21 protein-coding genes and 1 other RNA gene are annotated in these 22953 nt (G+C 62.5%); 12 read left to right on the top strand and 10 right to left on the bottom strand.

The window, feature by feature from the left end; translation table 11 throughout:
• Positions 1 to 39: 39 nt before the first annotated feature.
• Complete coding sequence (locus EN943_RS03035; RefSeq protein WP_127411443.1) at positions 40 to 969, top strand: methyltransferase domain-containing protein; 930 nt, start codon at positions 40 to 42, stop codon at positions 967 to 969.
• Between the two features lie 288 nt (positions 970 to 1257).
• Positions 1258 to 1620 (top strand): hypothetical protein, encoded by a 363-nt coding sequence (locus EN943_RS03030; protein ID WP_127411442.1) that lies wholly within the window; start codon positions 1258 to 1260, stop codon positions 1618 to 1620.
• On the opposite strand, the gene EN943_RS03025 is transcribed toward EN943_RS03030, so the two are convergent.
• The 7 genes from EN943_RS03025 to EN943_RS02995 all read right to left on the bottom strand — a co-directional run bounded on the left by EN943_RS03025 (position 1617) and on the right by EN943_RS02995 (position 11069).
• Positions 1617 to 2558 carry a glyoxylate/hydroxypyruvate reductase A gene (locus tag EN943_RS03025; protein WP_127411441.1) on the bottom strand — a complete coding sequence of 314 codons (942 nt, stop codon included), beginning with the start codon at positions 2556 to 2558 and terminating at the stop codon, positions 1617 to 1619. The two genes, EN943_RS03030 and EN943_RS03025, sit on opposite strands and share 4 nt — an antisense overlap.
• A gap of 29 nt (positions 2559 to 2587) precedes the next feature.
• Entirely contained in the window at positions 2588 to 4219 is a 1632-nt protein-coding gene (locus EN943_RS03020; RefSeq protein WP_063171155.1) for an ABC transporter ATP-binding protein, read from the bottom strand.
• Positions 4216 to 5361, bottom strand: a complete 1146-nt coding sequence (locus tag EN943_RS03015) for an ABC transporter permease (protein ID WP_127411440.1) — start codon at positions 5359 to 5361, stop codon at positions 4216 to 4218. Before EN943_RS03015 ends, EN943_RS03020 begins: the two co-directional genes overlap by 4 nt.
• Positions 5361 to 6458: a microcin C ABC transporter permease YejB gene (locus EN943_RS03010; protein WP_127411439.1), complete on the bottom strand. Its 1098-nt coding sequence runs from the start codon at positions 6456 to 6458 to the stop codon at positions 5361 to 5363. The genes EN943_RS03015 and EN943_RS03010 overlap by 1 nt, the downstream gene beginning before the upstream one ends.
• Positions 6459 to 6488: 30 nt before the next feature.
• A complete protein-coding gene (locus tag EN943_RS03005) occupies positions 6489 to 8360 on the bottom strand; it encodes an extracellular solute-binding protein (RefSeq protein ID WP_127411438.1) in 1872 nt (623 codons plus the stop codon).
• Complete coding sequence (locus EN943_RS03000) at positions 8357 to 10234, bottom strand: extracellular solute-binding protein (RefSeq protein ID WP_127411437.1); 1878 nt, start codon at positions 10232 to 10234, stop codon at positions 8357 to 8359. Before EN943_RS03000 ends, EN943_RS03005 begins: the two co-directional genes overlap by 4 nt.
• A 157-nt stretch (positions 10235 to 10391) precedes the next feature.
• The gene (locus EN943_RS02995) at positions 10392 to 11069 is read right to left on the bottom strand and encodes a cytochrome c family protein (RefSeq protein WP_013527938.1); all 678 of its coding nucleotides are present in this window, start codon (positions 11067 to 11069) and stop codon (positions 10392 to 10394) included.
• A gap of 193 nt (positions 11070 to 11262) precedes the next feature.
• Between EN943_RS02995 and EN943_RS02990 the strand changes: the two genes are divergently transcribed.
• Together EN943_RS02990 and EN943_RS02985 are read left to right on the top strand one after the other, a co-directional pair.
• Positions 11263 to 11991, top strand: a complete 729-nt coding sequence (locus EN943_RS02990; RefSeq protein WP_127411436.1) for a 3-deoxy-manno-octulosonate cytidylyltransferase — start codon at positions 11263 to 11265, stop codon at positions 11989 to 11991.
• 19 nt (positions 11992 to 12010) lie between these two features.
• On the top strand, positions 12011 to 12874 hold the full coding sequence (locus EN943_RS02985) for a prephenate dehydratase (RefSeq protein ID WP_109666762.1): 864 nt from the start codon (positions 12011 to 12013) through the stop codon (positions 12872 to 12874).
• A 98-nt stretch (positions 12875 to 12972) separates the two neighbouring features.
• Here EN943_RS02985 and EN943_RS02980 read toward each other — a convergent pair whose 3' ends face one another.
• From EN943_RS02980 to EN943_RS02970, 3 genes are read right to left on the bottom strand one after another with little or no spacing between them, the layout of a single operon-like run.
• Positions 12973 to 13278, bottom strand: coding sequence for a Dabb family protein (locus EN943_RS02980; RefSeq protein WP_127268465.1), 306 nt, complete (start codon positions 13276 to 13278; stop codon positions 12973 to 12975).
• Between the two features lie 37 nt (positions 13279 to 13315).
• Positions 13316 to 14260 (bottom strand): NAD(+) diphosphatase, encoded by a 945-nt coding sequence (gene nudC / locus EN943_RS02975; protein ID WP_127411435.1) that lies wholly within the window; start codon positions 14258 to 14260, stop codon positions 13316 to 13318.
• Between the two features lie 41 nt (positions 14261 to 14301).
• Positions 14302 to 14721: an HIT family protein gene (locus EN943_RS02970; RefSeq protein ID WP_127411434.1), complete on the bottom strand. Its 420-nt coding sequence runs from the start codon at positions 14719 to 14721 to the stop codon at positions 14302 to 14304.
• Between the two features lie 171 nt (positions 14722 to 14892).
• Between EN943_RS02970 and ffs the strand changes: the two genes are divergently transcribed.
• The 8 genes from ffs (at position 14893) to EN943_RS02930 (ending at position 22949) form a co-directional block, all read left to right on the top strand.
• An RNA gene (gene ffs / locus EN943_RS02965) (signal recognition particle sRNA small type) lies at positions 14893 to 14989 on the top strand.
• A gap of 105 nt (positions 14990 to 15094) precedes the next feature.
• The gene (locus tag EN943_RS02960; RefSeq protein WP_127411433.1) at positions 15095 to 16906 is read left to right on the top strand and encodes a DNA polymerase III subunit gamma/tau; all 1812 of its coding nucleotides are present in this window, start codon (positions 15095 to 15097) and stop codon (positions 16904 to 16906) included.
• Between the two features lie 30 nt (positions 16907 to 16936).
• Positions 16937 to 17260: a YbaB/EbfC family nucleoid-associated protein gene (locus EN943_RS02955; protein WP_127411432.1), complete on the top strand. Its 324-nt coding sequence runs from the start codon at positions 16937 to 16939 to the stop codon at positions 17258 to 17260.
• 14 nt (positions 17261 to 17274) lie between these two features.
• Positions 17275 to 17682, top strand: coding sequence for a hypothetical protein (locus EN943_RS02950; RefSeq protein WP_127411431.1), 408 nt, complete (start codon positions 17275 to 17277; stop codon positions 17680 to 17682).
• A 254-nt stretch (positions 17683 to 17936) separates the two neighbouring features.
• Positions 17937 to 18869: a cell wall hydrolase gene (locus EN943_RS02945; protein ID WP_127411430.1), complete on the top strand. Its 933-nt coding sequence runs from the start codon at positions 17937 to 17939 to the stop codon at positions 18867 to 18869.
• A gap of 228 nt (positions 18870 to 19097) precedes the next feature.
• A complete protein-coding gene (gene recR, locus EN943_RS02940; protein WP_027039603.1) occupies positions 19098 to 19703 on the top strand; it encodes a recombination mediator RecR in 606 nt (201 codons plus the stop codon).
• A gap of 26 nt (positions 19704 to 19729) precedes the next feature.
• A complete protein-coding gene (locus EN943_RS02935) occupies positions 19730 to 21043 on the top strand; it encodes a lytic murein transglycosylase (RefSeq protein WP_127411429.1) in 1314 nt (437 codons plus the stop codon).
• Positions 21044 to 21305: 262 nt separating this feature from the next.
• A complete protein-coding gene (locus tag EN943_RS02930) occupies positions 21306 to 22949 on the top strand; it encodes an ABC transporter substrate-binding protein (protein ID WP_127411428.1) in 1644 nt (547 codons plus the stop codon).
• The last annotated feature ends 4 nt before the right edge of the window (positions 22950 to 22953 follow it).

Genomic DNA, 22953 nt, shown 5'->3' with positions numbered 1-22953 from the left:
GAGCACCGCCGGCTCGATCCGCTGGCAGGACCAATCGCCATGAAACCGCTTCAGGCCTCGTCCGGCGACTTGAACGCCGATCGTCGCGCCGACTATGCCGAGATGCTGCACGCGGATGGCGATCATGCGGCGGCGGCGGAATTGCTGCTCGGTGCGCTGGAAATGACACCGCAATGGGCGATGGGCTGGTTTCGCCTTGGCGAGATGCAGCAGGCGGCGGGCGCGGCGGATCTGGCTGCGCAGGCCTGGACGATGTCGCTGCAACTCGATCCATCGGATCGTCAAGGCGCTGCACTGAACCTGCAATTGATAGGCAAGGCGCCGGCGGTCGATGCGCTCCCCAGCGCCTTCGTCGAGACACTGTTCGACCATTATGCCGAGAGCTTCGATGAGTCCTTGGTCGGCAGGCTGGGTTACCGCCTGCCTGGGATGCTCGACCAGGCCATTCGAGCGGCAAGGTCAGGCCGCTTCGCGCTGGCGCTCGATCTTGGCTGCGGCACCGGCCTGATGGGGCAGAGGCTGCGGCCGATCGCCGACCGGCTGGAGGGCTATGACATTTCGGCCAAAATGCTGAGAAAGGCGCGGGCCAAGGGCGTCTACGATTTCCTCGATAAGGCCGATCTGCGGGATTTTCCCTATGCCGGTCCGAAAGCCGATCTGGTAACGGTGGCCGATGTTTTCATCTACGTCGGCGCGCTGGACAGCGTGGTGAAGACGATTGCCGGCTTGCTGGCCACGGATGGCCTGTTCGCGTTTTCCGTCGAGACGCTGGCTGGCGATGGCGATTTCGTGCTGCTGCCGTCGCGCCGCTACGCGCATGCGCAACACTATGTGCGCGACGTCCTGGCCGACAACGGGCTTTCGGTCCTGTCACTGGAGCCAACCGTCATCCGGCAGGATCGTGGGGAACACGTCAACGGGTTGGTCGTTGTGGCTAGGGCTCCGAACTCAGCTCAGCGAAAGAGCTGACGACAGCCAGTTCGGCGGTGTCGGCAGCTTTTTGCCGGGCAGTGCAATAGGAATTTTTTCTTGACACCCTGCCCTCAGCTATGGTACATTTTCGCCCATGGTGCTGATTTGCGCCAGTGACCCGCCGCACAGGCGGGTTTTTCGTTTGATGCTCCGTCAGCCACGCGCCAGCGGAGGGTCCGTCGCCGCCCCGCAAACATTCTTGCTGTGAAAAAGTCCGATTTGCATGCGCGACTGATATTTGGCATCTGCTCGCATCAGGGCGGGATATCAGGAGGAGCATAGCCGATGCGCTGGAACATGATGATCTTGGCCTCTTGCCTGCTGACCGCCGGCTGTGTCGGCGGCACTTCGATGTCGGAACAGCAGGATGCGAACGTCCAGTCCTCCCTGCAATATGACAGCGTGCCGTGCGACCAGTTGCTGGCGCGGCGCAACGGCTTGGCGCAGCAATACAACCTGCCGATCAAGGCCAAGCCGACCTTCTCCAATCCGGCGATGGGCTTCGGCCCGTTCATGCCGGACATGCGCTCCAAGGCCAAGCGCGATACCGACAAGGCGAGCGGTGAGATCGATGCCATGAACCGGTCGATCGACCGACGCGACTGCGGCCAGCCGGACAAGCAGAAGAAGCTCGCTCTGCCTGGTTAGTACCCCGCCTTGCGGTCCACCAGATTGTCGAGCTTTTCGCCGCGTTCGAAGGCGTCCATCTGGCGTAGCATGATGGGCGCCAGATGCACCGGATCGGAGGTCGCCGCCGCGTGTGGCGTCACGAACACTTTTGGATGTCCCCACAGCGGACTGGTCTTCGGCAGCGGTTCGACCTCGAACACGTCGAGGCTTGCCTCCTTCAATGTGCCGTCATCCAGCGCCCGCAAGATGTCGGCATCCTTCTGCAGGCGGCCGCGCCCGGCATTGATCAGCACGGAACCGCCGAGGCCGTTGCGCTTCCGCAATTCCTTCAGCACGCCGTAGTTGATGATGCCCTTGGTCTCCGGCGTCAGCGGCAAGAGCACCACCAGGATGTCGGTTGCCTTGAGGAAGGGGATCAGTCCGGCCTCGCCGGAATAGGTCGCGACGCCTTGCATAGGCCGCTCTGTGCGTGACCAGCCATTGACGGCAAAGCCGAGCGACAACAGCACTGAGGCCGCGGCGCGGCCGAGACTGCCGAGGCCCATGATGCCGACCGAAATGTCACCGGCAGGCCTCTGCTGCGGCTCGTGCCAGATCTTCTTCGGCTGCTGCGACCGGTAGAGCAGGCCCTGGCGGTGATGGTCGAGCACCCGCCAGACGACATATTCGGTCATGTACTGGGTGAGGTTGTCGGCGACGACCTTGACGATCGGGACGTCGGGCAGGCCGGGATCGGCGAAGATATGGTCGACGCCGGCGCCGATCGAGAAGATGGCGCGCAGATTGGGCAGCGACGCCAGGATATTCGGCTTCTGCTTCCACACCACGGCATAGGTGATCGAGGGATCGCTGGTGCCGTCCGGCTCCAGCACCACCTCGCGTTCGGCCGACAGCAGGTCGCGCCAGCGCTGCGGATGAAAGCCGGTGACGGCAAGCAGGATGCGGCCTTTTTCCATTGCGGTCTTTTAGTCCCTCTCTACGCAAATCACTCGCTGACGATGCCGACCGGCGCCGTCTCGATCTTGAAGGCGGCCGAGATCAGCGCCCGAGTATAGTCGGTTTGCGGATTTTCAAAAATCTGCTGGGAAGGGCCGGCTTCGACGATCCTGCCATTGCGCATGACGATGACGTCGTTGGCGAGCGCCCGGATGACTTTCAAATCATGGCTGATGAAAAGATAGGCGAGGTCGTGCTTGGCCTGCAGGCTGCGCAGCAGGTCGACGACCTGCGCCTGCACGCTCATGTCGAGTGCCGATGTCGGCTCGTCCAGCATGACGAAGCGCGGGTTGAGCACCATGGCGCGTGCGATGGCAACGCGCTGGCGCTGGCCGCCGGAAAACTCATGCGGATAGCGGTTGCGTGTCGCCGGATCGAGCCCGACCTCCTTCAGCACGGCGGCCACCTTGTCGTCGCGCTCGTCGGGCGACAGCTTCGGTTCGTGGATCTTGAGGCCCTCTTCGATGATCTCGGCGATCGACATGCGCGGGCTGAGCGAGCCGAACGGATCCTGGAAGACGATCTGCAATTCGCGTCGGAGCGGCCGCATGGCGTTGAAGGACAGCTGGTTGATGTCGCGACCGTTGAACTGGATCGTTCCGGTCGACGAAATCATGCGCGCCAGCGCCAGGCCGAGCGTCGTCTTGCCAGAGCCGGATTCGCCAACCACGCCGAGCGTCTGGCCAGCGCGCACGGTGACATCGATGCCGTCCACCGCCTTCACATTGTCGACGGTGCGGCGGAAGAAGCCCTGCTTGATCGGGAACCAGACCTTTATGTCCTTGCCGGTCATGACCGGCTTGGCGTCGGCATTGGCGGCCGGCGGTTTGCCCTTCGGCTCGGCCGCCAGCAGATGCCGCGTATAGGCATGCTGCGGATTGGCGAAGATCTCCTTGGTCGGCCCGGTCTCGACGATCTTGCCCTTGGTCATCACGCAGACGCGGTCGGCAATCTTGCGCACGATGCCGAGATCATGGGTGATGAACAGCATCGACATGCCCTTGCGGCTCTTCAAGCCGGCCAGCAGTTCGAGGATCTGCGCCTGCACGGTGACGTCGAGCGCCGTCGTCGGCTCGTCGGCGATCAAGAGTTCGGGCTCGTTGGCCAGCGCCATGGCGATCATCACGCGCTGGCGCTGGCCGCCGGACAACTGGTGCGGATAGGCATCGAGGCGCTTGTGCGGATCGCGGATGCCGACCTCGTTGAGCAAGGCCAGCGTGCGCTCTTTGGCCGGGCGGTCGGCCATGCCCTGGTGCAGCTTCAGGATCTCGACGATTTGATGCTCGATCGTGTGCAGCGGATTGAGCGAGGTCATCGGCTCCTGGAAGATCATGGTGATCTTGTTGCCGCGCACCTGCCGCAACTGCTTCTCGCTCATCGCCAGCAGGTCGTTGCCCTGGAACACGATCTTTCCCGAGGGGTGGCTGGCGCTTGGATAGGGCAGCAGCTTCAGCACCGAAAGCGCCGAGACCGATTTGCCGGAGCCGGATTCGCCGACCAGCGCCACCGTCTCGCCCTTGGCGATGTCGAACGAGATGTGGTCGACAGCCGTCGACTGGCCGCCGCCCTGGCTGAAGGCGACGCTGAGGTCCTGTACGCTGAGCAGGGGGGCTTCGCTCATCTGAACGTCTTGCGCGGATCGAAGGCGTCGCGCGTCGCCTCGCCGACGAAAACCAGCAGCGACAGCATCAGCGAGATGACGACGAAGCCGGAAATGCCGAGCCACGGTGCATTGAGGTTGCGCTGCGCCTGCTTGAGCAGTTCGCCGAGCGAGGCGGAGCCGGGCGGTAGGCCAAAGCCAAGGTAGTCGAGCGAGGTCAGCGTCGAGATCGAGCCTGAGAGCAGGAAGGGCATGAAGGTCAATGTCGCCACCATGGCGTTGGGCAACAGGTGCCGGAACATGATGGTGCGGTTGGGCACGCCGAGCGCGCGGGCCGCGTTGACATATTCGAAATTGCGGGCGCGCAGGAACTCGGCCCGCACCACGCCGACCAGCGCCACCCAGGAGAACAGCAGCATCAGGCCAAGCAGGATGAAGAAGCCCGGCGGCAGGATGGCGGCGACGATGAGCAGGAGATAGAGCACTGGGATCGCGGACCAGATTTCGATGAAACGCTGGAACAAGAGATCCGTCCAGCCGCCGAAATAGCCTTGCACGGCGCCGGCCGCGACGCCGATCAAGGCCGAGCCGGCGGTCAGGATCAGGCCGAACAGCACCGAAATGCGGAAGCCATAGATGACGCGCGCCAGCACGTCGCGCGCCTGGTCGTCGGTGCCCAGCCAATTCCAGTTGCCGACGATGCAGGCAGGGTCGGCGGCACCCTGCGGATACTGGTTGCAGCGCTTCGTGGCGTCATACTGCCAGGACGGCTTGGCCGGGGCTGCTTCCGGAATGGCGTTGTTGACGGTCTGATAGGAGTAGCGCACCGGCGGCCAGATCATCCAGCCATTGGCGTTGATCTCGTCCTGGATGACCGGGTCGCGATAATCGGTGACGGCATAGAAGCCGCCGAATTTTTCCTCGGGGTAGGCGACCAGCACCGGAAACAGGATCTCGCCCTTGTAGGAAGCGATGATCGGCTTGTCGTTGGCGATGAACTCGGAAAACAGCGACAGCACGAACAGGACGAGGAAGATCCACAGCGACCAGTAGCCGCGGCGGTTGGCTTTGAAGTTCTGCAGGCGGCGCTTGTTGAGCGGCGACAGAAACGGCCGCTTTATCCGCGCCGGTGCCGCGTCCACGGGGACTGTAGCCTCCGACATCAGACGTCTCTCCGCTCGAAATCGATGCGCGGATCGACCCAGGTGTAGAGCAGGTCGGACAAGAGCCCGACGAACAGCCCCAGAAGCGAGAAGATGTAGAGATTGGCGAATACCACCGGATAGTCGCGCTCGACCACCGACCGGAAGCCGAGCAGGCCGAGGCCATCGAGGGAGAAGATGTTCTCGATCAGTAGCGAGCCGGTGAAGAAGGCCGAGATGAAGGCGCCGGGAAAGCCGGCGATGACGATCAGCATGGCGTTGCGGAAAACATGGCCGTAGAGCACCTGCCGTTCCGACAGGCCCTTGGCGCGCGCCGTCACCACATACTGCTTGCGGATTTCTTCGAGGAACGAGTTCTTGGTCAGCAGCGTCGTCGTGGCGAAGGCAGACAGCACCAGCGCGGTCAGCGGCAAGGTCATGTGCCAGAAATAGTCGACGATCTTGCCCCACCAGGACAATTGATCCCAATTGTCCGAGGTGAGGCCGCGCAACGGAAACCAGTCCCAGAACGACCCGCCGGCAAACAGCACCATCAGCATGATGCCGAACAGGAAGCCAGGTATGGCATAGCCGACAATGACGACGCCGCTGGTCCAGACGTCGAAGGAAGTGCCGTCCTTGACCGCCTTGCGGATGCCGAGCGGGATCGAGATCAGATAGGACAACAGAGTGATCCACAGCCCGATCGAGATCGACACCGGCATTTTTTCCAGGATCAGGTCGAGCACCGAAATGTCGCGGAAATAGCTGTCGCCGAAATCGAAGCGGGCATAATTCCACAGCATCATACCGAAGCGCTCGAGCGGCGGCTTGTCGAAGCCGAACTGTTTCTCCAGCTTCTTGATGAATTCCGGATCGAGCCCTTGCGCACCGCGATATTTCGAACTGACGTCACCGGCGGCATCGAAATTGCCGCCAGCGCCCGCGTCGCCGCCACCGCCGCCGAGGCGGTCGCTGCCGCCCTGATTGGTCAGCCGGGCGATGACCTGTTCGACCGGACCGCCGGGGGCGAACTGGATGACAGCGAAGGATATCGCCATGATGCCGAACAGCGTCGGGATCATCAAAAGGATGCGGCGCAGGATATAGGCGCCCATCAGGCCTTCTGCCCTCGTTGGGCGAACATCTCAGCCTTTGCCAATTCTTGCCGCCTTGCCCTTATCGAACCACCACAGCGTCTCGACCGGAAAGCCGAAATCGGGCTTCTGTTCGACAAAGCCGAACATGTCCCAATAGGCGACGCGGTGATTCGCCAGATAGTATGTTGGAATCCAGTCGAGCCGCGCGCGCAAGACCCGGTCGAGCGCTCTGAGCGCCGTGACGAGTTCTATACGGTTTTTCGCCTGGCCGGCTGCCGCGATCAGGGCGTCGATGGCCTTGCTTTCGGTGCCCGGATAGTTGCGTTGCCCCGGGATTTTCGCCATCCGGGAATCATAGAGCATCTGCAGGCTGTCGTCGGTCGGCGTCGCCCCGATCGACCAATGCAGCAAGGCAAGATCGAAGTCGTAATTGCTGTGCCGCTGCTCATACTGCGCCGAATCGATTTGCCGGATCGATGCGTCGATGCCGATCGCCTTCATATTCTCGGACCACGGGGTGTAGATGCGAACGATGCCGTCATCCTCCGCCAGCATTTCGACCCGCAGCCGCTCACCCTTGTCGTCGACGACGAAACTGCCATCGCGTTTCCAGCCGGCTTGCGCGAGCAGTCTCGAAGCCTCGCCCAGCAGTTTGCGGTCATGGCCCGAACCGTCGGACAGGGGCTGTGTTACCGCTTCACCGAAAACCTCTGGCGGCAACTCGGCCCGGAACGGCTCCAGCAGGGCCAATTCGTCAGGCGAGGGCAGGCCTTCGGCCTTGTAATCCGATCGTTCGAAGTTCGATTGAGAACGCTCGTAGGAGCCGTAAAACAAGGCCCGCTTCATCCATTCGAAATCGAAGCACCGGGCGATCGCCCGTCGCACCCGCTCATCGCGGAATTGCGGTCGACGCTGGTTCAGTGCGACGCTCTGCATGTCCGGCGTCTTCTCGCCGGGAAATTCCCGTTTGACGATCTTGCCGTCCTTCAGCGCCGGAAAGTCGTATCCGGTCGCCCATACCCGTGAGGTGAACTCCTCGCGAAAATGCGTGTCGCCTTTCTTGAAGGCCTCGAAGGCCGCCTGCCGGTCAAGATAGAAGTCGATGCGGATGCGGTCGAAATTGTAGAGGCCGCGGTTCACTGGCAGATCACGGCCCCAATAGTCGGCCACGCGGTCATATTCGACCGTCTGTCCGGCCGCCACGCGTCCAATCTTGTAGGGACCCGAGCCAAGCGGCGGCGTCATGGTCGAGGCATCGAAATCATTGGCCGTATAAAAGGCCTTGGAGACGATCGGCATCCCCACGATCGCAAGGATGTTTTGCGCCGACTGCTTGCCGTTGAGGGTGAGATCGACGGTAGCGGGATCGACCGCAACCGCGTCGGTCATGTACCGCAACGCCTGGGAAAGGTTCGGATGGCCCTTGTCCTTATAGAGCTTCAGCGAGAAGACAACGTCCTGCGCGGTGAGCGGCGAGCCGTCGTGGAAACGCGCTTGCGGCCGCAGCGCGAAGCGGAAACCGTTGCGATCTGGCGACAGGGTAACGGTTTCGGCAAGCAGGCCATAGGCCGCATCCGGCTCATCGAGCGCGCTTGTCATCAGCGAATCGAAACAGAGTTCGGTACGCGGCGGCGCCTCTCCTTTCAACACCAGCGAATTCAAGGTGTTGAAGGTCAGGAAGCTCTGATTTAGGGTCGAGTTCGGCGGCGCGAAATTCATCTGGCCGCCCTTTGGGGCGTCCGGATTGACGTAGTCGAAATGCATGAAATCGGGCTTGTATTTGAGGTCGCCGAAGGCCGACAGGCCATGCAGCTTGGTGCCGGTCGCAATTTCGGCGAAGGCACGGCCGGGCAACAGGGCGGCGGCTGCCGCGGCACTGCCCAGGGCCAGGAAGTCGCGGCGGGCAAGGGCCGCCGTCAATTGCCACCCTTGTATTTGGCTGCCAGGGCCTTCTCCTTGTCCGGGTCGATCCACCAGGAATCGATGTCGGCTCCGACATAGGCGGGCTGCTTGTCGGGGAATTTGAACTTGTCCCAATAGGCCAGCCACACGGCCGACCGGTAATATTGCGGAACGACGTAGAAGTTCCACAACAGGATGCGGTCGAGCGCATGGGTGGCGGCGACGAGATCGTCGCGATCGGTGGCGAAGATGATGCGATCGACCAGCGCGTCGACGGTCGGATCCTTGATGCCCATCAGATTGCGCGAACCGGGCGAGCCGGCGGCTTTCGAGCTCCAGAAGTCGCGTTGCTCGTTGCCCGGTGATTCCGACTGCTGGAGGATGCCTGTAACGACATCGAAATCGAAATTGTTGACGCGATTGATGTACTGCGTCTGGTCGATGATGCGCAAAGTGGCGTCGACCCCGATCTTGCGCAGATTGGCGATGTAGGGGCTGGCGATCACCTGGTCGGTGTCGTTCCAGCCAAGGATCTCAAACTTGAACGGCGCACCGGTCTTGGCATTGACCATCTTGCCGCCCTTTATCACCCAGCCCGCCTTGGCGAAGAGATCGACCGCCTGCTTCAGGTACTTCCGTTCCGCTTGCGGGGAATCATAGATCGGCAGCTTGAATTCCTGGGTGAAAAGTTCGGGCGGCAGCTTGTCGCGGTATTGTTCCAGGATCTCCAGTTCCTTGCCTTGCGGCAATCCGCTCGACGCCAATTCGGTGCCCTGGAAATAGCTCGATGTTCGGGTGTTGAAGCCGAAGAACAGCGTGCGGTTCATGCTCTCGAAATCGAACGGAATGGTCAGCGCTTCGCGCACCAGCCGGTCCTGGAACAGCGGCCGCCGCTGGTTGAGGACGAAGCCCTGCATCGGTTCAGGCGCCTTGGTCTGGAAGTCCTTCTTGATGACATCGCCGGCCTGGAATGCCGGGAAATTGTAGGCCGTCGCCCATTTGCGCGAACTGTATTCGCGGTTGATGTCTTCCAGCCCGCCCTTGGTGAAGGCGAGCCAGGCAGCGTTGTCGTCGAGGATATAGGTGTAGCGTCGCGTGTCGAAGTTCTCGCGGCCGATCTTCACCGGCAGCTTGGCCGCCCAGTAGTCCGGCACACGCTGCCAGATAATCTCCGAACCCGGCTTGAAGCTGGCGATCTTGTAGGCGGCCGAACCGAGCGGGATTTCCAGGGTCGGCTTGGTCACGTCGCGTTTCTTGCCGTTGGCATCGGTGCCTTCCCACCAATGTTTCGGCAGCACGGCAAGGTCGCCGATGATCTTGGGCAGTTCGCGATTGCCCTTCTGGTTGAAATGGAACTCCACTTCGCGATCCGAAATCGCCACCGCATCGGTGACATTTTCAAAATAGCGGCTGTATTGCGGGCTGTTGGCCTTGAGCACCTGGAACGACCAGATCACGTCATCGACGGTGATCGGCTGGCCGTCATGCCATTTGGCACGCGGGTCGAGCCGGTAGGTCGCGGAGGAATAGTCATCAGGATATTTGTAGGCATCGGCGATCAGCGGATGGCTGGTGCTGCCTTCATCGGTCGCCTGCTCCATCAGCGTGTCGTAGAGCAGGCCGCCGCCGAACCCGACCAGGCCCGCGGCCGGTGATCCCTGGACGACGTAGGGATTGAAGCTGTCGAATGTGCCTGGCACCACCGAATTCAGCGTGCCGCCCTTGGGCGCGTCCGGGTTGACGTAGTCGTAGTGCTGGAAATTGGCGCCGTATTTGGATTCGCCGATCAGCGATGAGGTGGTGCGCCATTCGTCGGCGCGGGCAGCCTGCAATCCCGCCGCCAGAAGGGCTGCCGCCAGCAACGACTTGAGAAGCGTTCGGCCAACCGTCATGCACTATCCTCTTCGCGATGCCCGTTCATGGGCAATCTAGATGATTTGGCGCTCGTGAAAACCGTCATGCGCGGCTTTGTCGCCGCCTATGCGGTTTTCCCAATAAAAAAGCCGGGCTGAACCCGGCTTTTTCAAGGTCGTTGAGATGATATCGAAATTATTGGGCAGGCGCCGGTGCCGGTGCGGCCGGAGCCGGGGCGGCGGGAGCGGCTGGCGCGGCACCCTCAGCCGGCTTTGCCGGAGCGGCTGCATCGGCAGGCTTGGCGCCTGCATCGGCGGCAGCCCCCGGTGCCGGCAGCGGCTTGGGATTGTCCGACAGCGTGCGCAGATAGGCGATGACGTTGGCGCGGTCCTCGTCCTTGGGCAGGCCGGCGAAGCCCATGGCGGTGCCCTTCACGAATTTCTTCGGCGAGGTGATGAAGTGGTTGATGTTGTCGTAGGTCCACTTCTCGGTGCCGCCCTTGGAGAATTCCTTCATGCCGGCCGAATAGGCAAAGCCTTCATGCTCAGCGACCGGGCGGTCGACGAGGTCCCACAGGTCCGGGCCGACCTTGTTCGGGCCGCCCTTTTCGCCGGAATGGCAGGCCTGGCACTTCTTGAAGACGGCAGCACCCTGCTCGACATTGGCGGTCGCCAGCAGATCGGCGATCGGCTTGGCCGCGGCGGCAGGCGCGGCCGGACCGCCTTCGGCGGGCTCGGCGGCCTCGATGGCGAAACCAGGCTTTTCCGGCGCCGGCGACGCAAACAGCGCATCGGACACAATGCCGACCGAGAAGACGACGAAAACGGTTCCGAGCAATCCGGCGAGCAGTTTGTTGACTTCGTTGGAATCCATACGCCCCTTGCTCCCTTTTCCGGCGGACAGAACCGTCCACTCCGTCCGTCGGTATCGTGACCCGTCCTGCCAGGGCGGTCAAATCGGGCGGAAACTAGGTCTTTTGCTGCGGCGTTGCAACACCTATAAGGGCGCTTCCAGTGAGACCTTTTGCCACTTTCCCTGTCCTCTTTCGAGACGCCTTGCACCCGAAATGTCCACGCTGATCCTGATCCCGGCCCGCATGGCTTCGACCCGCCTGCCGGGCAAGCCGCTGGCCGACATCGCCGGCGCCCCGATGATCGTCCATGTCGCCCGCCGCGCCGCCGAAGCCGGCCTTGGCCGGGTGGTGGTGGCGACCGACACGCAAAGCGTGGCGCAAGCGGTGCGCGCGCACGGTTTCGAGGCCGTGATGACGCGCATGGATCACGAATCCGGCTCCGACCGCATCCACGAGGCGCTGGTCGCGCTCGACCCCGGGCGCAAGGTCGAAACCATCGTCAATGTGCAGGGCGACCTGCCGACCATCGATCCCCGGATCATCGCCGCGTCGCTCAGGCCTTTCGAGGACAGTGCGGTGGATATCGCCACGCTCGGCGTCGAGATCGTCCGCGATGAGGAAAAGACCAATCCCAATGTCGTCAAGATCGTCGGCTCGCCGCTTTCAGGCAGCAGGCTGAGGGCGCTCTATTTCACCCGTGCCACGGCGCCTTGGGGCGAGGGGCCACTCTACCATCATGTCGGCCTCTACGCCTATCGCCGCGAAGCACTCGAGCGTTTCGTCGCGCTCAAGCCGTCGCCGCTCGAACGGCGCGAGCGGCTGGAACAGTTGCGGGCGCTGGAAGCCGGCATGCGCATCGACGCCGAGATCGTCCAGTCGCTGCCGCTCGGCGTCGACACGCCCGAAGACCTTGAACGCGCCAGAACCATCCTTGCAAACTGAGAAACTCGAGACTTGGCCCATGCCTGAAAAGACCAACAGAATATCCTTCCAGGGCGAGCCGGGCGCCAATTCCGACACCGCCTCCCGCAACGTCTATCCATCGATGGAGCCGTTGCCGTGTCCGACCTTCGAGGATGCGTTCAACGCGGTCGAGACGGGGAAAGCCGACCTCGCCATGATCCCGATCGAGAACACCATTGCCGGGCGCGTCGCCGATATCCATCATCTCCTGCCGGAATCGAAGCTGCACATCATCGGCGAATATTTCCTGCCCATCCATTTCCAGCTGATGGTGCTGCCGGGCGTCAAGCGCGACGAGATCAAGACGGTGCACAGCCACATCCACGCGCTTGGCCAGTGCCGCAAATACATCCGCAAGAACGGCTGGAAGGCGATCGTCGCCGGCGACACGGCTGGCGCCGCCAAGATGGTCTCCGAGGTCAAGGACCGCACCATGGCGGCACTGTCGCCCGCACTGGCAGCGACCCTCTACGGGCTCGATATCATCGAGCAAAACGTCGAGGACACCGACTCCAACGTCACCCGCTTTGTCGTCCTGACCAAGAACAAGCAATGGGCCGAGCGACCGTCGCCTGACGTCAAGATGATGACGACCTTCATCTTCCGCGTCCGCAACGTGCCGGCCGCGCTCTACAAGGCGATGGGCGGCTTCGCCACCAACGGCATCAACATGACCAAGCTGGAGAGCTACCAGCTGGGCGCTTTCACGGCGACGCTGTTTTACGCCGACATCGAGGGCCATCCCGACGATCCGCTGGTCAAGCTGGCGCTGGACGAGCTTCGTTTCTTCTCGCGCGAAGTGCGGATTCTGGGCGTCTATCCGGCCAGTGAGTCGCGTGAGCAGTGGAAGGTTGCGGACTAGCGCAGTTCACCGTTTCACGGAAACGGCGACCCGCTCTAACTCCTTGTTTTTACGCAATTCCGGACGGAAAACCGTTTCACACTTTTCCTGGAATTGCTCTAGATCACCGCGCCCAGCGGCACATAGTCGATCTCCATGAAGGTCTCGACCTCCGGCACCCAGCGGTCGCGCACGAAGGCGACATGGTCGGGATGATCGTTGTACCTGTTGTAGGCAGCCTGGTCGGCGAACTCCATCGAGAAGCCGAAACGATAGTCGTTCTTGGGGCTGATCTGCCGCAATTGCTCGAAATGCGTGACGCCCCTGATCGCGGTGAGGATTTTCTTGGCGTCGACCAGGAACCGCTTTTCCTCCAGCGAATGCGGCGGATGCTTTAGCGTGAAAACGACGGTGTGACGGATCATGTCCTGCTCCTGCAATGTCTTTGGGTGTTCGCTGCCATCATTCTGAATCGACCCAGGCGCGGATGAGGTGATGCGCAATCGCGCCTTTCGGCGGCGTGACCAGATTGTCCTTGTGCGTCCTTTCCAGCATCAGGCGCACCTCGTCGCGAAAAAACCAGCGGCAGTCCTCAAGTTCGTTGAGGTCGGCCTGGATATCGTCATTGAGCGGCTCGCCGAAGCAGCCGATCATCAGCGAATAGGGAAACGGCCAGGGCTGGCTGGCGTGGTAGACGACGCGGCCAAGCCGGATGCCGGCCTCTTCCAGCGTCTCGCGGCGCACCGCCGCCTCGATCGTCTCGCCCGGCTCGATGAAGCCCGCAAGGGCCGAGTACATGCCCGGCGCGAAATGACGGCCGCGGCCGAGCAGGCACTTCTCCCGCGTTGCCGTCAGCATGATCGCCACCGGGTCGGTGCGCGGAAAATGCTCGGTGCCGCAATTCGGGCAATGGCGCTTGTAGCCGCCGGCCCGCATCTGTGATTCGGTACCGCATTTGCTGCAGAAGCGATGGCTGGCATGCCAGGCAAGCAGGGCCGCCCCTTGCGCCATCGCGCCAGCCGCCGCCTCGTCGATCAGCCCTTGCATGTAGACCGAGCGGTAGTCGATGGCCTTGACTGTTTCCGGAAGCTGTTCGGGTTCGACGCCGGCGGGCACGGCCAGCACCGGTCCTCGTTCGGAAAAGCCGAGCAGGATGCCTTGCGCCAGGGAAACCTTGAAGGGCTCGCTCTCGGTCGCGCCGAACCAGGGGTCGAGATCGCCGCCATCGCCGAGCCTCAGATAGAGCCGGCCGCCATGCATCAGAAGCAGCCGCGTCGCCGGGTCGGCCAGCGCCTTGTCGACCGAATCGTCGGCACGGTTCTCGGACTGCCGGTCGATCGTGTTGCCGGCGAAGCCGACGAACTGGCTCGGCTCGCGCAAAGGCGCGTCAAACAGGCGGAAGCTCATGGGGACTCTGGAATATGTTGAGGGATGGACACGAGGAACGCTTATAGCGCCGCCTTGATCGTTTCGGCAAACCGTCGCAGGTCGGAACGTTGATAGGGCTCTCGGAGGCCATGTCCCCACACCGGGCCTGGCCAGCCGGGATCGCCTTCCGAACGGGCGACGACATGGATGTGCAGCTGGCGTACGATGTTGCCGAGCGCGCCGGTGTTGATCTTGGTGCAGCCGGTCGCTTTTTTCAGCGCCTGCGCCACCATGTTGGTTTCGAAGGTCAGCATTGCCTGGTCGAGCGGCGTCATGTCATGGATTTCCTCCGCGCCGGGCCGCTGCGGCACCAGCAGCAGCCATGGCCAGCGGCGGTCGTTCATCACCCGCAGTTCGCACAGCCCAAGCCACATCAACTGCTCGCTGTCCGCCTCCAGCCGGGCATCCAGCGTGAATCCGGCCTTCAGGCCCGGCAGCATCGGCGTTTCCCTTGCTTTTCTTGGTTTCTTCAAACGCAGGAACGCTAGAGCGGCGGCAAGAGGGCTGCAAGCGAATCATTGCTCCCCTCACGCTTTGTGCGCCAATTCCATATTTTTGCGATTTCTTCGGCGGACTTGCATTTCGTCGCGCAATTGCCGATATGGAAAGCGGGAGGTTGGTGGTGGACGATCCACTCGCCAACCGGGTCAGGTCCGGAAGGAAGCAGCCCTAACGAGCCCGGAACGGGTCATTGTTCCAGCCTCCCACCTCATCGGCCCCTCTCGCGACATTGACGACGCATTGCAGCGCGGGCGAGACTATGCGCAGGAATCGGCCGCCTTCGGGCGCGGCCATTTGGAGCTTTACGGGCGTATGAGCGAAGCCGGAAATTCGGGACCAAAAAGCCTGGAGATAGGCAAGGCCGCCGCCTATCGCGTGCTGGCGCGCAAGTACCGTCCCTCGAACTTCTCCGAGCTGGTCGGCCAGGAGCCGATGGTGCGCACCCTGACCAACGCCTTTGCCACCGGCCGCATCGCCCAGGCCTGGATGCTGACCGGCGTGCGCGGCGTCGGCAAGACCACGACGGCGCGCATCCTCGCGCGCGCCCTGAACTATAAAACCGCTGATATCGACCTGCCTTCGGTCGACCTAGCCGTGCTTGGCGAGCATTGCCAGGCGATCATGGAAGGCCGCCATGTCGACGTCATCGAGATGGACGCCGCCTCGCACACCGGCATCGACGACATCAGGGACATCATCGAGCGCGTGCGCTACGCGCCGGTCTCGGCACGCTACAAGGTCTACATCATCGACGAAGTGCACATGCTGTCGACGCAGGCCTTCAACGGCCTGCTGAAGACGCTGGAAGAGCCGCCGCCACACGTCAAATTCATCTTCGCCACCACCGAAATCCGCAAGGTCCCGATCACCGTCCTGTCGCGCTGCCAGCGCTTTGACCTGAGGCGCATCGACGCCGGCGCGCTGGTCGCGCATCTGTCCTCGATATCGGCCAAGGAAGGCATTTCGGTTGACGACGATGCGCTGGCGATGATCGCGCGCGCCGCCGAAGGCTCGGCCCGTGATTCGCTCTCCATCCTCGACCAGGCGATTGCCCATGGCGCCGGCTCCGTCAGCGCCGATGCGGTCCGGGCGATGCTGGGGCTCGCAGACCGCGCCCGCATCGTCGACCTGTTCGAACATGTGATGAAGGGCGATGTCGCGGCAGCCCTTGGCGAATTCCGTGCGCAATACGATACCGGCGCCGATCCGGCCGCCGTGCTGACCGATCTTGCCGAATTCAACCATCTCGTCACCCGGCTGCGTTTCGTGCCGGCGGCCATCGAGGATGCCTCGCTATCCGAGGACGAGCGGCAGCGCGGCGCCGATTTCGCCAGGACGCTGTCGGTCAGGGTGCTGTCGCGGACATGGCAGATGCTGCTCAAGGGCATTCCCGAAGTGCAGTCGTCCAACCGGCCGGTCAGTGCCGCCGAAATGGTGCTGATCCGGCTGGCGCACGCCGCCGACCTGCCGACGCTAGACGAGGCGTTGAGATCTCTCGAAGGTGCCGCACCGGTGCAAAATGGCGCGCCGCGCCCGAATGGGGCGCCTGCAGGGGGAGGCAATGGCGCCAGCGCGGTGGCGCAGACGCGCATGCCCGCCGGTCCGGGCGGCGCGCTGACCATGCGGCTGGTCGAAGCCTCGCCTGCTCCCGTTGCCTACGTCGCTCCGCCGGAGCCGGTCATGGAGGCGCAATCGGCGCCGCTGAAATCGCTGGCCGACATCATTGCCCTGGCCGATGCGCAGCGCGACATCGCCTTCAAGGTGCTGGTCAAGAGCTGCATCCGGTTTGTGCGCATCGAGCCTGGCCGCATCGACGTCGGCCTGACCAGCGACGCGCCCAAGATGCTGCTCAACGACCTGACGACGAAATTGCGCGCCTGGACCGGCCGCAGTTGGCTGGTCTCGCTGTCGAAGGAAGAGGGCGGCCAGACGCTCGCCGAAATGGAATCGGCCAAGCGCGAGACGGCTTTTCTCGATGCCAAGAGCGACCCGACCGTGGCCGCCATCCTGGCGCGCTTTCCCGGTGCCAAGATCATCGACGTGCGCATTCCAGACGCGCCGGAGGCCGAAACGACAGAGGCGGAAGTGCCGGTCGAGCCGCCCGCTGACGACGATGAACCCTGATCCAGCCACGAATCCGCAAAGGACCCGACCATGAAAGATCTTCTCGGCCTGATGGGCAAGGCGAAGGAAATGCAGGCCAAGTTCCAGGCCATGCAGGACGAGATCGCCATGCTGGAAGCGTCCGGCCAGGCCGGCGGCGGCCTGGTCACCGTGACGCTGACCGGAAAATTCGAGATGAAGTCGTTGAAGATCGATCCATCTCTGTTCAAGGAAGACGATGTCGAAATCCTGGAAGACCTGGTGCTGGCCGCTCACAACGACGCCAAGACCAAGGTCGAGCAGATCATGCAGGAAAAGACCAAGGCGCTGACCGCAGGTCTGCCGATCCCGCCGGGAATGAAACTGCCCTTCTAGCATTCGGCACGGCCATGACCGACGACCCCTCCGAAAGATTGATCGAGCAGCGTATCCGCAACAGGATCTACGAGATCCTGGAAATCCTGGCCGATTGCGACGACGGCGTCGATCTCGTCGGCATCAAGGGTTATTTCTATCTGTTCGAGGATTTCGTCCATCGCCCGTCGATCGAAGCCGGCACATCGGCGCTTTCGAAGGACGAGCGCGCGATCGTGCTGGAGATCGCTGAATTCCTGGAGGCGGCAAGCGAGACAAATCCGGACTTCACCAAGGCTGAGTTCATAGACAGCGACTGGCCGGGAAAGATCGCGCCGACGGCCAGGGAGGCGCGGACGCTGTTCCTCCGGCGCGGCCTGTTTTCGGAGAAGGTCGAGGAACTCGAGCCTGGCCAGCCGGCCGTGATTGCGGCTGGGCGATAGACCGGTTCCAGGAAAAATGAACAGCGTTTGCCTGGGAAAGGCGCGTAGTGCTTTCCCTTGGGGCAATTGCGGCGAAACAAAGAGAGAGCGGTCATCGCTTTTGTGAAATGATGGCTCGATCTATCTGGAAAGCCACGAAATTGTGCCAATTTGGCAACAGTGCCCTGTTAATAACGTTTTGGCCATCATTTTGCCCGAAAGTGTCTCATTCTTGCCGCAGCCTGGGGGCGGGCACGAAGTGAGAGGGTTACCTGTTGATTTCCACGCGATGGAAGACGCCGCTGTTGCTCGGCGCCGTCATTTCACCCCTGTTTTTGGCTGCCTGCAGCCAGACCACTTCACACGGCATGTCCGTCGCCAGCCTGACCGACGCCATCACGCCGGGTTTCCTGAGCTCCCGGGCCTACAGCCACACGCCAAATGACAAGGAATGCCTGGAACGGGCGATGTTCTTTGAATCCAACCGTTCGAGCCGCGACGGAATGATCGCGGTCGGCACGGTGGTGATGAACCGGCTGCGCTCCGGCAATCACGGCAGCACCATCTGCGAGGTGGTGGGCGAGCGCGGGCAGTTTGCCCCCGGCGTCATGACAAGGCCGATGAATTCGCGCGCAATGCCCGATGTCGAGGAAGCCGCCGACGCGGTGCTGAAGGGCGAGCGCAAGTCCAAGCTCAAGAACACCATGTTTTTCCACACCGCCGGCCTGCGCTTCCCCTACAAGAACATGCATTACACCATGGTTGCCGGCGGCAATGCCTTCTACGAGAAGCGCGGCCGCAACTGGCAGCCGCTGCCGGATGAGCCGCAGGTCGCCGTTGCCTCGGCGGCGCCGCAGAAGTCAGCCGAACCGGTAACGCTGGTCGCGTCCGCCGAGCCGGTGCGTCCGGCCAAGCCGGCCACCGTCCGGTCCGTCCCTGCCCAGCAGACCTATATGACAGCGGCCGCCGCGCCGGCCGCGAAATCCGCGCGTGTCTCGGCGGAGCCGACGGTGGTGGCGATGCAGGAACCGATGGAGGAACCGGATGCCGCCCGTTTTGGCGGAACCTTGAACGCAAGGACAAGGGTCATCTCCTCGGTCGAGGACGCGCCGCAAGAGGCGTCGATGGGATTCCAGTCGACACCTGAGAACACCGATGCCGTCGGCGCGATGATTGTCAGCCAGGGCCGGCCGCTCGAAGCCAACTGATCTGCGTTCTATGGTCTGTCCAATGGTCCGCCTAGCCAATATGGCGGGTTCATGCGGATGCGGGATGTTCCAAAGCGCTCTGAAAAATCCTGGAGCGGTTCACCGTTTCGCGGAAACGGTGAACCGCTCCAGCTTTTCGTTTTGACGCGATTCCCAAGGGAAAGCGCTTCGCGCTTTTCCCGGGAAAACCGCTTCGCACTTTTCCTGGAATTGCTCTAGATCAGAGCGATGTCGAAGCGAATCGCCGGTCCAGAGATCGAACGTCTGATCCAGCTCCTGGCCAAGGTGCCGGGGCTGGGTCCCCGTTCGGCCAGGCGCGCCGCCCTTCATCTGATCAAGAAGAAGGAGCAGCTTTTGTCGCCGCTGGCCGCCGCCATGGCCGAGGCGGCCGACAAGGTGCGCATCTGCTCGACCTGCGGCAATGTCGATACATCGGACCCTTGCATGATCTGCACCGATCCGCGCCGCGATGCCGGCACCATCATCGTCGTCGAGGACGTCTCCGACCTGTGGGCGCTGGAGCGCGCGGCGGCGATGAATGTGCGCTACCACGTTCTGGGCGGCACATTGTCGCCGCTCGACGGCATCGGCCCCGATCAGCTCAACATGCGCTCGCTGGTCGATCGCGTCGCCGGCGGCGAGGTCAAGGAGATCATCCTCGCCGTCAATGCGACGGTGGAGGGCCAGACGACCGCGCATTACCTCACCGACCAGTTGTCCGGCTTCGACATCAAGGTGACGCGGCTGGCGCATGGCGTGCCGGTCGGCGGCGAACTCGACTATCTCGACGAGGGCACGCTGGCCGCAGCGCTGCGCTCGCGGACGGCGTTTTGACAAAGTTGCGGCAGAGGATGCGGATCATGATTGCTGCGCGTCCTTCCAGGCTAGTGCCAAGCACCCCCCTCGGCAGGACAGAGGGGGGTGTGAAGGAACGCAAACCTCTCAGATTGGTTCTGTTTTCTTTTTTTGCAGTTCTTCTCTCGGTCTTTCTCGCCCCCGCCTCCGCCGCAAAAATCGACGACCAGTTCCGCGCCTGGCTGCAGAACGACCTCTGGCCGCAGGCCAAGTCACAAGGCATTTCCAAAACCACCTTCGATGCCGCTTTCGACGGCATCAAGCCCAATCTGAAGCTGCCGGACCTGGTCAAGCCGGGCGAGAAGACGACCACGCCGCAAAAGCAGCACCAGGCTGAATTCGGCTCGCCCGGCGCCTATTTCGCCGAGAAGACGGTTCGCGCGGTGACGGCGGGCGGGCGGGCGCGCGAAGCCACCAATGCCAGGACACTTGCGGCCATCGAAAAGCGCTACGGCGTGCCGGGCGAAGTGCTGCTCGCGATCTGGGGCCGCGAGACCGGCTTCGGCGCGGCAAAAATGCCCTACGACGCCTTCGAAGTGCTGGGCACCAAGGCGTTCATGTCGACCAGGAAGGATTTCTTCCGCACCGAACTGCTTGCGGCACTCGAGATCGTCGAGCGTGGTCTTGCTCCGGTCAGCGCGATGAAATCGTCCTGGGCCGGCGCGCTCGGCCAGCCGCAATTCATGCCGACCTCGTTCCTGAAACATGCCGTCGATTTCGACGGCGACGGGCGCGTCGACATCTGGAACTCGACGCCGGACGTGCTGGCCTCGATCGCCAATTATCTTGTCCATTACGGTTGGGTGAAGGGCCGCAGCTGGGGTTTCGAGGTGACGGTGCCGGAAAGCGTTTCCTGTTCGCTGGAAGGCCCCGACCAGGGCAAGAAAATCTCGCAATGGGCTGATATGGGCATCAAGCGCGTCGGCGGCAAACCGTTTCCGGCGAGTGAGCTGGAGGCCGAAGGCTTCCTGCTGATGCCGGCAGGGCGCAGCGGCCCGGCCTTTGTCGCCACCCCCAATTTCTACGTGCTGAAGCAATATAACACCAGCGACCTCTACGCGCTGTTCATCGGCCACGGCGCCGATCGCATCGCCCATGGTGACGCGAATTTTGCCGGCAGCTGGGGCGCGGTTGGCGGGCTCCACCGTTCGGACATCGCGGCCCTGCAGCGGGCGCTGGAAGCCAAGGGCTATGATGTCGGCAGCGCCGATGGCCTGCCCGGCTTCAAGACCCGCCGCTCGATCGGCACATGGCAAGCCAAGAACGGCCGCGCCGCCACCTGCTTTCCTGACGCCGACCTGGTCGCGGCGCTAAAGTAGTCGCGACATTCGCCAGATTTCCCCCGATAGGCAGCCCCGATTGGCTGGCCGATGCGTCGACATCCCACCGGCCTTTCTGGCCTATCGAGCCATCGTATAAATGCTCGTTGCCCGCCACGAGGCCGCCGGATATGGTGTTGACCAACTGGACAAAAACCGCAACGGTGAGAGATCAGTGGAGCCTTCTCCAGGCCCGAAAAGAATTACACAAGCCTGAGCCGGGAACTCAGGTCAACAAACAACAAAACAGGGAACAATCACGATGATGATGGAAAAGTTTGCTCTACGCTCTCGCTTCCTGCTGGCGGGTGCGGCTATGTCCGCGCTGCTTCTGGCCGGCGCGCCCGCCGGTGCGGTCACGCCCGCCGACACGCTGGTCGAAGGTTTCGCGATCGACGACATCATCTCCATGGATCCGGGCGAGGCGTTCGAGCTGTCGACCGCCGAGGTCACCGGCAACACCTATGATCTGCTTGTCCGTCTCGACCTCAGCGACACCTCCAAGGTCAAGGGCGACCTTGCCGAAAGCTGGACCGTCTCCGATGACGGCCTGACCTACACGTTCAAGCTCAAGCCCGGCCTCAAATTCGCCTCCGGCAATCCGATCACCGCAGCCGACGTCGCCTGGTCGTTCGAACGTGTGATCAAGCTCGATAAGAGCCCGGCCTTCATCATCGGCCAGTTCGGCATCAGCGGCGACAATGTCGCAGAGAAGGCCAAGGCGGTCGACGAGACCACCTTCCAGTTCACCGTCGACAAGCCCTATGCGCCAAGCTTCGTGCTGAACTGTCTGTCGGCAACGGTCGCGTCGGTGGTCGACGCCAAGCTGGTCAAGGAACATGTCGCTGCGGTGACGCCGAGCGCCGACTACAAATGGGACAATGATTTCGGCAATGCCTGGCTGAAGACCGGCTATGCCGGCTCCGGCGTCTTCAAGTTGCGCGAATGGCGGGCCAACGAGGTGGTCGTTCTCGAGCGCAACGACAATTACTACGGCGAGAAGGCCAAGCTTGCCCGCGTCATCTACCGCAACATGAAGGAAAGCTCAGGCCAGCGCCTGGCGCTCGAGGCCGGCGACATCGACGTTGCCCGCAATCTCGAGCCGAACGACCTCGACGCCATCGCCAAGAATGCTGATCTGACCTCGACCAGCGCGCCGAAGGGCACCGTCTATTACATCAGCCTCAACCAGAAGAATGCCAACCTCGCCAAGCCCGAGGTGCGCCAGGCATTCAAATACCTGGTAGACTATGATGCGCTGAGCTCGACGATCCTCAAGGGCATCGGCGAAATCCATCAGACCTTCCTGCCCAAAGGCGTGCTCGGCGAATTGGATGAGAATCCGTTCAAGTTCGATGTCGCCAAGGCCAAGGAGTTGCTGGCCAAGGCCGGTCTGCCCGACGGCTTCAGCGTAACCATGGACGTACGCACCGGTCAGCCGACGACCGGCATGGCGGAATCGATCCAGCAGACGCTCGGACAGGCCGGCATCAAGCTCGAGATCATCCCGGGCGACGGCAAGCAGACGCTGACCAAGTACCGCGCCCGCAACCACGACATCTATATCGGCCAATGGGGTCAGGATTATTTCGATCCGAACTCCAACGCCCAGACCTTTGCCTCGAACCCGGACAATTCGGATGCAGCCAGGACCAAGACGCTGGCCTGGCGCAACGCGTGGGATATTCCGGATCTGACCAAGCAGACGGAAGCGGCATTGCTCGAGAAGGACGCCGGCAAACGCGCCGACATGTACAAGGATCTTGAAAAGAAGATCCTCGACACCAGCCCCTTCGTTGTCATCCACCAGCAGCTGGAAGTGGCCGGCCTGCGCAAGAACCTCAAGGGCTTTGCGCTCGGCCCGAGCTTCGACACCAACTTCGTCGGACCGGTGTCCAAGGAATAATGCT

It is taken from the genome of Mesorhizobium sp. M7A.F.Ca.US.006.01.1.1 (assembly GCF_003997935.1).
In the GTDB taxonomy this organism is placed as follows: domain Bacteria; phylum Pseudomonadota; class Alphaproteobacteria; order Rhizobiales; family Rhizobiaceae; genus Mesorhizobium.
This window is presented reverse-complemented; position numbering and strand designations above follow the sequence as displayed.